The organism is Arsenophonus sp. ENCA (genome assembly GCF_002287155.1).
GTDB lineage: Bacteria > Pseudomonadota > Gammaproteobacteria > Enterobacterales > Enterobacteriaceae > Arsenophonus > Arsenophonus nilaparvatae.
Genome location: NZ_NHNG01000643.1, coordinates 1 through 12,273 on the forward strand (window position 1 = coordinate 1; position 12,273 = coordinate 12,273).

At 37.9% G+C, this 12,273-nt stretch carries 8 protein-coding genes and 2 pseudogenes; 5 read left to right on the forward strand and 5 right to left on the reverse strand.

Translation table 11 applies throughout. From position 1 onward, the window contains the following. Positions 1 to 375 precede the first annotated feature (375 nt). Both rho and trxA read right to left on the reverse strand, forming a co-directional pair. A complete protein-coding gene (rho, locus tag CBG25_RS16595) occupies positions 376 to 1,635 on the reverse strand; it encodes a transcription termination factor Rho (RefSeq protein WP_290607976.1) in 1,260 nt (419 codons plus the stop codon). 579 nt (positions 1,636 to 2,214) lie between these two features. Beyond that, positions 2,215 to 2,541, reverse strand: a complete 327-nt coding sequence (gene trxA, locus CBG25_RS16600; RefSeq protein ID WP_290607978.1) for a thioredoxin TrxA — start codon at positions 2,539 to 2,541, stop codon at positions 2,215 to 2,217. Positions 2,542 to 2,662: 121 nt separating this feature from the next. Between trxA and rhlB the strand changes: the two genes are divergently transcribed. Together rhlB and gppA are read left to right on the forward strand one after the other, a co-directional pair. After that, positions 2,663 to 3,949, forward strand: coding sequence for an ATP-dependent RNA helicase RhlB (rhlB, locus tag CBG25_RS16605; protein WP_290607980.1), 1,287 nt, complete (start codon positions 2,663 to 2,665; stop codon positions 3,947 to 3,949). Positions 3,950 to 3,957: 8 nt separating this feature from the next. Beyond that, a pseudogene (gppA, locus tag CBG25_RS16610) lies at positions 3,958 to 5,465 on the forward strand (guanosine-5'-triphosphate,3'-diphosphate diphosphatase). Positions 5,466 to 5,491: 26 nt separating this feature from the next. Here the strand turns inward: gppA and rep are convergent. Next, positions 5,492 to 7,510 carry a DNA helicase Rep gene (rep, locus tag CBG25_RS16615; protein ID WP_290607981.1) on the reverse strand — a complete coding sequence of 673 codons (2,019 nt, stop codon included), beginning with the start codon at positions 7,508 to 7,510 and terminating at the stop codon, positions 5,492 to 5,494. 470 nt (positions 7,511 to 7,980) lie between these two features. On the opposite strand from rep, the gene CBG25_RS16620 reads away from it, so the two are divergent. Further along, on the forward strand, positions 7,981 to 8,568 hold the full coding sequence (locus CBG25_RS16620) for a M10 family metallopeptidase C-terminal domain-containing protein (RefSeq protein WP_290607983.1): 588 nt from the start codon (positions 7,981 to 7,983) through the stop codon (positions 8,566 to 8,568). Between the two features lie 403 nt (positions 8,569 to 8,971). Here the strand turns inward: CBG25_RS16620 and ilvC are convergent, their stop codons facing one another. Continuing rightward, positions 8,972 to 10,447, reverse strand: coding sequence for a ketol-acid reductoisomerase (gene ilvC / locus CBG25_RS16625; protein ID WP_290607985.1), 1,476 nt, complete (start codon positions 10,445 to 10,447; stop codon positions 8,972 to 8,974). 191 nt (positions 10,448 to 10,638) lie between these two features. Between ilvC and ilvY the strand changes: the two genes are divergently transcribed. Continuing rightward, a complete protein-coding gene (gene ilvY, locus CBG25_RS16630) occupies positions 10,639 to 11,544 on the forward strand; it encodes an HTH-type transcriptional activator IlvY (protein WP_290607987.1) in 906 nt (301 codons plus the stop codon). Here the strand turns inward: ilvY and CBG25_RS16635 are convergent. Continuing rightward, positions 11,515 to 12,006 (reverse strand): annotated as a pseudogene (locus CBG25_RS16635) (threonine ammonia-lyase, biosynthetic); the annotation flags it as partial. The gene ilvY and the pseudogene CBG25_RS16635 sit on opposite strands and share 30 nt — an antisense overlap. A gap of 70 nt (positions 12,007 to 12,076) precedes the next feature. Here CBG25_RS16635 and CBG25_RS16640 point away from each other — a divergent pair. Further along, a partial coding sequence (locus CBG25_RS16640) for a hypothetical protein (protein ID WP_290604058.1) occupies positions 12,077 to 12,273 on the forward strand: 197 nt, incomplete at its 3' end.

Here is a 12,273-nt window from a genome sequence, read left to right on the forward strand (position 1 = left end):
TAACAAGCTGAAAATTCAGCGGCTAAATTTTTCAATTCTTCGACTGATAATCCAATGATTGCTTTACATAAACGATTATCTCGTAACAGCCGCTCTTTGTTGATCATTTCAAACCTTTATTCTCTAAGTTAAACCTCTTTTTATTCTCAATAGCGTGATAAAAAATGCAAGTCTCTATTCAGCAACTAGTTTAATGCATGGATAACCGGACAAAATATGAACATCCTGATTTTTTCTTGTTTTTAAATTTATACTTCTTTTTTAGAGACTGCGAAACTCGTGACCAAAATAGATGCTATCGGATAACAAAAACGAACAAAATAAAACGCCACATAAAAGTGGCGCTTTTCAATAACTCATTAAACAAACAGCAATTTAAGAACGCTTCATAAAATCGAAAAATTCATCGTTCGTTTTCGTCATTGCCAATTTATTAATTAAAAATTCCATTGCATCAATTTCACCCATAGGATGAATAATTTTACGCAATATCCACATCTTCTGTAACTCATCCGGTAAGGTCAATAATTCTTCCTTACGAGTACCAGAACGATTATAATCAATCGCCGGGAAAACACGTTTTTCCGCTATTTTCCGCGACAAATGTAGCTCCATATTGCCGGTGCCTTTAAACTCCTCGTAGATTACTTCATCCATTTTGGAACCGGTATCAACTAATGCTGTAGCAATTATCGTTAGGCTTCCACCTTCTTCTACATTACGTGCAGCACCAAAAAAACGTTTCGGACGGTGCAAAGCATTTGCATCCACCCCACCAGTCAATACTTTTCCAGAGGAAGGAACCACTGTGTTGTAAGCTCGAGCAAGACGCGTAATCGAATCTAAAAGAATGATGACATCTTTTTTGTGTTCAACTAAGCGCTTAGCTTTTTCTATTACCATTTCAGCAACCTGAACATGACGAGATGCAGGTTCATCAAAGGTTGATGCAATAACTTCACCTTTAACCAGGCGTTGCATTTCGGTCACTTCTTCTGGTCGCTCATCAATTAGCAACACCATCAAAACACAGTCTGGATAATTATTGGCAATATTAGCTGCAATATTCTGCAATAACATGGTTTTACCTGCTTTTGGTGGAGCAACAATTAAACCACGCTGCCCACGCCCAATCGGTGCGGCCAAATCCAGAACACGAGCAGACAAATCTTCTGTTGAACCATTGCCTCGCTCCATACGTAGACGGTTATTAGCATGCAGCGGTGTTAGATTTTCAAACAGGATTTTACTACGGGCGTTTTCAGGTTTATCAAAATTGACTTCATTAACTTTTAGTAGGGCAAAATAGCGTTCGCCTTCCTTGGGAGGACGAATTTTTCCTGATATGGTATCTCCTGTTCGTAGATTAAAGCGACGAATCTGACTAGGAGAAACATAAATATCATCAGGACCTGCTAGATAAGAGCTGTCAGCAGAACGAAGGAATCCAAATCCATCCTGCAAAATTTCTAGCACGCCATCACCAAAAATATCCTCTCCACTTTTCGCATGCTGCTTCAAAATCGAGAAAATAATATCCTGTTTTCTCATGCGGGCTAGGTTCTCTAGCCCCATACTTTCGCCAAGAGTAATCAATTCAGATACCGGCGTATTTTTTAATTCGGTAAGATTCATAATGGTGGGTTCTTAAACTCGGGGTATATTTTTTGAACTATGAACAATAAATAGTATAGCAATCTCTAAGTGCCTATTTAAATAAAAATACAAAAACCTTAACGATTCTTGATGAATATATCAATTTCATTAGGATATAAATTGATGTAGTCGCAGTAATTTGTTAATTTACTACCTTAGATAGCACTCTTTATACAGCAAAGACAGAATAAGACTATAAGAATTCATCTCAAAGTTGATGAGAAAATCTCACTTTTTACTTCTTAGGCCCTACACAGCAGCACCAAGCAAATAACAAATGGAACATGTCTGTCTAAAAGAATTATTTCTATGAGAGTCAATGGAACTCAAACCATTGTAGGATATAGATTATCCAGAGATAACAAATATGTCTATACAATAACATATTCAATATGTACACATTAAGATAAAAACGCGTATCATATTAAGTAGTGACGCTAAATTACCATGCTTCAAAGCAGACGTCTAGCTATGAATTGTATAAAAAGCAAACATCTAATAGCAAATTGAGAAAAATATTAGCCTACTAAACGTCTGTTGTTAATATTTTACGGGAAATTAGATGTTTTTGTCTAAAAATTCTTTTAATTGAGTTTTAGACAAAAGACCAACTTGCTTATTAATCAGCTCACCGTCTTTAAAAAGTGCTAAAGTAGGAATGCTACGAATACCATATTTAGTCGCTGTTTCAGGATTATCGTCAACATTCAATTTTCCAATAATCAATTTAGCTGCATATTCATCAGCAATTTCGTCTAAAATGGAAGCAATCATTTTACAAGGGCCACACCATTCTGCCCAAAAATCAACTAATACTGGCTTTGCTGCCCCTAGGGCTTTTGTATTAAAATCTCCATCAGATAGATGAATAACTTTGTCGCTCATTGCTATACTCCAAGGATAAAATTTTTATGCCATTTCAGTCTAACATTAATTTAACCATGTTTGCTTTATTTCAAACAATCTTCTTTCATAAAGCAACCGTTAACTGATATTCTAACACACTATGAGTAAAACACATTTGACAGACAAGAAGTTTATAGACTTCGCCTTACACCCTAAAGTTATTGAAGCCCTTAATAAAAATGGCTTTCATAACTGTACGCCAATACAAGCGTCAACATTGCCTTTTACTGTCGAAGGCCGTGATGTTGCGGGGCAGGCACAAACAGGAACGGGTAAGACATTGGCTTTTCTTACCTCGACATTTCATTATTTACTAACACATCTAACAAATTCAGAACGACAAGTTAACCAACCCAGAGCGCTAATTATGGCTCCTACACGAGAATTAGCGGTTCAGATATATACTGATGCAAAAGAATTAGCCGCTATAACGGGCTTAAAAATGGGTTTAGCTTATGGTGGTGATGGCTATGACGAACAACTGCATGTGCTCCAGTCGGGTGTAGATATTCTTATCGGTACGACCGGGCGCTTAATCGATTATACCAAACAAGGCCACGTTCATTTAGGTCTGATTCAAGTGGTTGTACTTGATGAAGCTGACCGTATGTATGATCTTGGTTTTATTAAAGATATTCGTTGGCTATTTCGTCGAATGCCACCCGCCACTCAACGCTTGAATTTACTCTTTTCCGCAACACTTTCTTATCGTGTTCAAGAACTGGCATTTGAACAAATGAATCAACCCGAATATATTGAGGTAGAACCTCAACAAAAAACAGGTCATCGCATTAAAGAAGAACTTTTCTATCCTTCTAACAAAGAAAAAATGCGTCTGTTACAAACGTTAATCGAGGAAGAGTGGCCCGAAAGATGTATAATTTTTGCTAATACCAAACATCGCTGTGAAGATATCTGGGCTCATCTTGCTGCTGATGGTCACCGCGTTGGCTTATTAACTGGCGATGTAGCACAAAAAAAACGGCTACGCATTCTTGAACAGTTCACTCAAGGCCATTTAGATATCTTAGTTGCAACAGATGTTGCCGCCAGAGGTTTACATATCCCATCTGTCACTCATGTATTTAATTATGATCTACCTGATGATTGTGAAGATTATGTTCATCGTATTGGTCGTACCGGCCGCGCCGGTGAGAGTGGTCATTCAATTAGTCTGGCTTGTGAAGAGTATTCTTTAAATTTACCTGCAATTGAGGAGTATATTCAGCATCAAATCCCTGTCAGCAAATACAACAGTGAAGCATTATTACAAGATTTACCTACACCAAAACCACGTCGTCGTCCACGTACTAATGGAACACGTCGTAACAATAATAGCCAAAGCCGACAGAATAATTCACGCAACAATCGTAAACGTCCGAGCTAATAAATATTATGTTAAAATCATCGCTTTATGCAGCAATCGATCTTGGTTCTAACAGCTTTCATATGTTAGTAGTACGAGAAATTTCTGGTTATGTACAGACCCTTGCTCGCATCAAGCGTAAAGTCAGACTGGCCGCAGGTCTCGATGAAAATAACTATTTATCTCAACAAGCCATGGATCGTGGCTGGCAATGTCTGCATCTTTTTTCCGAGTATTTACAAGATATTCCTACTGAACAAGTGCAAATTGTTGCTACAGCAACACTTCGTCTCGCTAAGAATGCCGACCTCTTTATTAAGCAGGGAGAAAATATTTTAGGGCATCCCATCAGAATCATTACTGGAGAAGAAGAAGCTCAACTCATTTATCAGGGAGTAGCATATACCACTGGCGGTTCAGATAAACGACTAGTGATAGATATTGGGGGTGGTAGTACTGAAATCATTACCGGTACTAATGTTAAACATAATCAACTTGTTAGCCTTAATATGGGTTGCGTTACCTGGCTTGAACACTATTTTAAAGATCCTAATCTAACCGAAGAAAATTTTGCGCAAGCTGAAACTGCCGCGCATAAGATCATTAAACCTATCGCGAACCAACTTATTGAGCAAAGTTGGCAAATTTGTGTCGGCGCTTCAGGTACAATACAGGCGATTCAAGAAATTATGCTGGCCGCTGGTATGGATGAACGTATTACGCTATATAAATTACAATTATTAAAAAAAGTGGCAATCACCTCAGGAAAATTAGAAGAGTTGGAAATCAAGGGGTTAACACTAGAAAGTGCGCTAGTTTTTCCCAGTGGTTTAGCTATTCTAATCGCCATATTTGTAGAATTAAAAATCGATCATATGATATTAGCAGGGGGAGCATTGCGTGAAGGATTAATCTATAACATGCTTGATCTGCCTGCAAAACAGAATATACGCGCAGTTACACTCGCTAATATTCAACATCGTTTTCAAGTTGATATTGAGCAGGCTAATCGGGTAAAAAGGCTAACCGAATATTTTTATTCACAATTAAAGAAAAGCTTTTATCGTGATAATCACCAAGTTGATGAGCTATTAAAAGGTGCCAGCGCTCTACATGAAATTGGCTTAAGTATTGACGCTCGTCATGCTACCAACCATGCCCATTATCTGATCAGCCATCTTGATATGCCAGGTTATACGCTTACGCAAAAACGCTTGTTAGCGGCTTTGCTAAAAAATCAAACTGGCCCAATTGAGTTAGCGGAATTGACTCAACAAAACGCGATCCCCCACCAACATGCTATTCTTCTTTGTCGCCTTTTGAGACTAGCGATTATTTTTACTCTTCCTCGTCGTGACAATACCATACCGTTATTACGGCTTAGAGCAAATTTAGAGCAAATAAAGAAACCTTGATCCTAACATTACCTCATCAATGGTTATTGGAACATCCACTTTGTTATGAAAATTTACAACAAGAAATTCAATGGCAAAGTAATATCAATTGGCCTTTGATACTAGAAGGACAAACTGAATAAACTCAATCTTTTTTAGTTAGCAAAATTTATTTTTTATTTAACCCCAATCTCGCTCTGATATCAGCAATCGCAGACTGTCCTTTTTCCATTCGCTGTTCTACAGTAACTATCTTTTTATTTTGTTCCCAGAGCAAATCATCTTGAGGTAACTCATGTAAAAAACGACTAATTTCTGGTCGAATAAGTTCACCATATTGACGTCGCTCCCGACAATGAGTAAAAAATAACGCTCGTTGAGCACGGGTTATCCCTACATAAGCAAGACGGCGTTCTTCATCGATATTATCTTCATCAATACTGGTTTGATGGGGTAACAACCCCTCTTCCATACCAACTAAAAAAACGTAAGGAAACTCTAGTCCTTTTGAGGCATGCAGAGTCATTAATTGTACCTGATCTAAATTTTCTGTCGTTTCTCCACGCTCCATCATATCCCGCAATGTAAAACGCGAGACAACCTTCGATAAGGTCATCGCCTCATCGATATCGTTGCCATTAACCATTTCATCCATCCAACCAAACAGTTGAGTAACATTTTTCATCCGCATCTCAGCCGCTTTGCTGCTAGTTGATGTCTCGTATAACCAGCTTTCATAATCAATGTCATGCAGTAGATCTCTGACGGCAAGCAGTGGCTCGCGTTCAGCACGTTTGGCAATATTGGCTAACCAATGGGTAAAATGTTGCAATGCTGTCAAACCACGGCCGGTTAAAGTTTGTTCAAGGCCGACATCAAAGCTAGCATTAAACAGGCTTTTTTGGCGTAAAATCGCCCATTCACCCAATTTTTGGATGGTTTTTGGCCCAATTTCACGTTTCGGTGTATTAACAATACGGAGAAATGCACTATCATCATCTGGATTAGTGAGGATCCGCAAATAAGCCAATATATCTTTAATTTCTGCCCGTGAAAAAAATGAAGTGCCACCTGAAATACGGTAAGGAATACGATTTTGTAACAATAATTTTTCAAATAGTCGTGATTGGTGGTTACCACGATATAAAATAGCATAATCTTTATATTGGGTTTTATTGATAAAATGGTGGGCAACCAATTCACCGATCACACGTTCTGCCTCATGATCTTCATTGTTAGCCGTGATAACTTTTAGCGCTTCACCATAACCCAATTCAGAAAATAACTTTTTATCAAAAACATGTGGATTATTAGCAATCAATATATTAGCGGCTTTCAAAATCCGGCCAGAAGAGCGATAATTTTGCTCCAATTTGATCACATTAAGCTGAGGGAAGTCGTTTTTTAGTAACGCTAAATTTTGTGGATGAGCACCACGCCAGGAATAAATAGATTGATCATCATCACCAACAACGGTAAAACGTCCACGTTTACCCACTAACAATTTAACCAGTTGATATTGGCTAGTATTGGTATCTTGATATTCATCCACCAGCAGATAACGGATCTTTTGCTGCCAACGCGAACGCACCTCTTCATTCTCATCGAGCAAGCGAGTTGGTTTAGTAATTAAATCATCAAAATCCAGCACATTGCAGCTCGATAAATGTAATTCATAGCGCCGATAACATTCAGCAAACAGCTGATCTTTTTCCGATTTTACCTGCGCCATAACTTGTCTGGCAGTTAATAAATCACTTTTCCAGTTAGAAATTGTTGACGCTAATTGACGTAACAGATCTTTATCATCTGCCAATAAATCAAAGGTTAGCTCTTTTAGCAAAGCCATTTGATCGTGTTCATCAAACAATGAAAAATTGGCTTTTATGCCTAATGCGCTATGTTCCCGTTTAATAATTTCCAATCCTAGGGTATGAAAAGTTGAAACAATTAATCCTCTGGTTTCTTTTTTTCCTAGCGTTTGTCCTACCCGTTCTTTCATCTCTCTGGCGGCTTTATTGGTAAAAGTGACTGCCACCACCTGACGTGGTAAATATCCACGATGACGAATTAAGTAGGCTATTTTATTGGTAATAACGCGAGTTTTTCCTGAGCCCGCGCCAGCCAGCACTAAACAGGGACCGTCAACATATTCAACCGCTTGTTGTTGATTGTAATTTAATCGCATAGCGTATTAACTGAGTATTTGTCATTATTGATCATAAGTTAAAATTGTATCAGAAAGGAAATCAGTAAAAAATGTCATAAAAAAACCCGCTATTGAGTAATGAAAATATAATCGCTGAAAACCCATATCAGAGATAAAGTTGTTCTACCTTTGAATCATGACGAATTAGGGCAACTTTTCCAAAGCTATTTCATACCCTTAATAAAAAAACTTTAAAACAATTAGTTAGGGTTTTATTGTCGTTAATTTACTCCAGGCTAAACTCTCTAGTATATTTGAACTAACTATGAGTGCAAAACTATCATTGTAGTTACTACTTAAAAGTGGGAGTATTTATGACAACTACCCACTAACCCTCTTTTAAAAAATCAAAAATTTGAAAAATCTGCACAAATGCAGTAAAAGCTACGAGTACTTTTAGCCTAATTTTCTAATCTAATCAGATACAACTAAATAAAGGAAATTCTTATATGCCAGATAATTCAATGCGCTATGGTACTGACAAAAACGATGATCTATACGGTAGTGATAGTAACGATACGTTATTTGGTAATAACGGCGATGATAAATTATCCGGTGGTAAGGGGAACGATATTTTATTCGGCGGTTGTGGCAATGATCACCTATCCGGAGGTAGTGGTGATGACAAATTATTTGGTGGTAGTGGTAACGATCACCTATTTGGAGATAGTGGTAATGATAATTTATACGGCGATAAAGGCGCTGATAGATTAACTGGTGGTGAGGGTAATGATACTTTTAACTACTTGTCACTAGATGATTCTTTGTCTGAATCGCCAGATACCATTACTGATTTTGAGATGGGTAAAGACAAAATTGATATTTCCACACTTAACATAGACCCTGATGATAATTTTGTTGCTATTCAATTAGTCGATCATTTTACTCATAGAAAAAATGAAATGTTATTTAGTTACAGTGAACAAGAAAATCTAACAAAATTAATGTTGGATCATGATGGTGATGGAGTCGGTGAATTCCAAATCAACATCATAGGAAAGATGAATGATATAACTAACATTAAATTACTTATGTAAATAATTTACCGGCACTAGATAAAAGTTTGTCTATCTTGTTCTTCTCTTTTTTACTTTCTACTATTTATTGCTCCATCGTTAATGCTAATGTCGTTATTTTTTTACTGTTCATTGTGTTAATGATCAATACATTAATCATAGGCAGTGAATGTTGTATCATATCGCTTTTTATTCCCTTTCCACTCGAGTACTGACTCTATCGGCAGATATTTCGGTTTGAAACTCCCACCAAATACGGGTATATAGCAATACCCGATAGTGGTTTACATTATTATGGCAAGCGAAAAATCTGTGTCCGTTTGAATTACACTCTAACTTCAATCGTATAATGGAGAAACTTAAAAATTGCGTAGCTATATTTTTAGCCTATCAATAGCGCGGTAGATAAAATCTACCGTTTACATTACGCAACAGAACCAATACCTTTCATATCAGTCATATAATTACGCAGTTTATTACCTATGACCTCAATGGGATGACTACGGATCGCTGCATTGATATCCCGCAATTGCCTATTATCAATGTGGCTAGCGGCCATATTTTTCGCTAAGTCACCTGGCTGTAAAGTTGCCATAAAATCCTTGAGTAAAGGTATTGCAGCAAAAGAAAATAGATAATTACCATATTCTGCAGTATCGGAAATAACGACATTCATCTCATATAAACGTTTCCGTGCAATGGTATTCGCAATCAATGGTAATTCATGTAATGATTCATAATAAGCAGACTCCTCAATAATACCGGCTTGCAGCATAGTTTCATAGGCTAATTCAACCCCGGCTTTGGTCATCGCAACTAATAAAAGACCATGGTCAAAATAATCCTGCTCTAAAATTTTCCCATTATATTCTGGATAATTTTCAAACGCTGTTTGCCTAGTTTCTGCCCGCCAAGACAGTAAATTTTTATCATTATTATTCCAATCTGCCATCATCGTAGATGAAAATTTGCCGGACATAATATCGTCCATATGTAGTTGAAATAATGGCGCCATGATTTTTTTTAGCTGTTCAGATAATGCAAATGTCCGCAATTTAGCTGAATTAGATAAACGATCCATCATCAGTGTAATACCGCCGTGCTTTAAGGCTTCGGTGATCGTTTCCCAACCATATTGTAATAATTTTCCTGCATAACCCGGCTCAATACCGTCTGCAACCATTTTGTCATAACAAAGCAAGGAGCCAGCTTGAAGCATGCCACACAAGATGGTTTGTTCACCCATCAGATCTGATTTTACTTCGGCAACAAAAGAGGATTCAAGCACACCCGCGCGATGACCTCCGGTAGCAGCAGCCCATGCTTTCGCAATGGCTATTCCTTCACCTTGCGGATCATTTTTCGGATGAACGGCAATCAACGTTGGTACGCCAAAACCACGCAGATACTCTTCACGTACTTCGGTTCCCGGGCATTTCGGCGCAACCATAATAACAGTAATATCCTGGCGGATCTGTTCACCTACCTCAACGATATTGAAACCATGTGAGTAACCTAATGCTGCACCCGGTTTCATTAATGGCTGAATGGCTTGTATCACAGCAGAATGTTGTTTATCCGGGGTTAAATTAATGACTAAATCCGCTTGTGGAATTAATGTTTCGTAACTACCAACAATAAAACCATTTTCTACCGCCTGACACCATGAAGGGCGCTTTTCTTCAATCGCTTCTTTGCGCAATGCATAGGCAATATCCAGACCTGAATCACGCATATTCAATCCCTGGTTTAGACCTTGCGCACCACAGCCAACAATCACAATTTTTTTATCTTTTAAATAACTGGTTCCATCAACAAATTCATCACGGGCCATAAAACGACATTTACTTAATTGTAATAATTGTTGGCGCAGATCTAGGGTATTAAAATAATTAGCCATCGATTAATTTCCTTCATAATTTCAGTAGGTTATTGTACATTTTCTATTGTTTTATTCTCAGGTTATTTAACAAAGAAGCGTTTATATGATCACTATATGCGATCAAAAATATTGCGTAAATTGATATATTTAAAATATTATATTGCAAAAATTGCAACATCAGTTTGTCACTTTTTATCACAGGAGGCGTGATGAATATTCGCGATCTAAAGTTATTTTTACATCTGGCTGATAGCTGTCACTTCGGACGCACTGCTAATGCAATGCATATCAGTCCATCTACATTATCTCGCCAAATACAACGTCTGGAAGAAAGTTTTGGTCACATTTTATTTATGCGTGATAATAGAACCGTACGCCTCACCGAAGCAGGAAAACAATTTAAACAATTTGCCCAGCAAACACTGTTTGAATATCAGCAACTTCGTCACTCACTTAACCAACAGAGTTCCTTATTGACCGGTGAATTACGCCTATTTTGCTCAGTCACTGCCGCCTATAGTCACTTACCTAAGCTCCTGGATAACTTTAGATTAGAAAATCCTTTAATCGAAATTAAATTAACCACTGGCGACGCAGCGGATGCGGTCAATAAAGTTGCCAGCCAAGCTGCCGATTTGGCGATTGCCGGTAAACCTGAAAAACTACCTGATAATATTTTATTTAACAAATTAGGTGAAATTCCGTTGGTTTTGATTGCCCCATCATTAGCTGGAACGAGCCGTCAACAAATTACACAACCACAACCGAACTGGCAACAAATTCCCTTTATCCTGCCAGAACACGGACCTGCCCGCCAAAGAATTGCACTTTGGTTTCAACACCAAGCTATTAATAATCCGTTAATTTACGCTACAGTGTCAGGCCATGAAGCTATTGTATCAATGGTTGCGCTCGGTTGTGGTATTGCATTAATACCAAAGGTTGTGGTCGATAATAGCCCTGAATCGATCTGCCATCGTATTCTACAACTTGACCCTATTTCACCCGTTGAACCTTTTGATCTTGGCGTTTGTGTTTTAAATAAACGTCTTAATGAACCATTAATTCGAGCATTCTGGCAGTTGCTAACTGTTACCAATATGCGCAGTCAATAACTGACTATGCGGCGCTAAAAAAAATTGGAATGAAGTATTATTGGTTTCATCATAATATTCATAACCCAATGCAGCGAGATGGTGCTCAAAAAGGGCTTCAGAACCGGATAGTTCAAATGCCGCTAAAACACGCCCATAATCAGTGCAATGACTGCGATAATGGAAAAGGGTAATATTCCAATAGCTACCTAATGTTTGCAAAAACTTAAGTAGCGCGCCAGGTGACTCCGGAAAGACGAAACTTAATAGCCGTTCATTCAGTGGCTTTGACGGGCGCCCACCCACCATATAACGCACATGGAGCCTAGCCATTTCATCATGGGAAAGATCGGTAACTTCATAATCCGCTTGTTGTAAGTCAGCAACAATATCAGCAGATTCGTCAACCCCATAGCTCAACCGGACACCAACAAAAATACGCGCTTGCTCTGAATTTATGTCGCTATAGCGATAATTAAATTCACACGAGTTTCGCAGTCTCTAAAAAAGAAGTATAAATTTAAAAACAAGAAAAAATCAGGATGTTCATATTTTGTCCGGTTATCCATGCATTAAAGATATCTATAAAATATTCTTGCAAGTAAGCAGTGTAAGATACTCTAGTTTGGCGTTATCAGAAGTCAGCCCATCGCCTTTATCTCATGACACGGTTAGCCGATGGTTAAAAAGTAGATGTTTCCGCCCTAAAGACCTATGGCGATTAGTTGAACCTTCTATAGACAAAAAAAG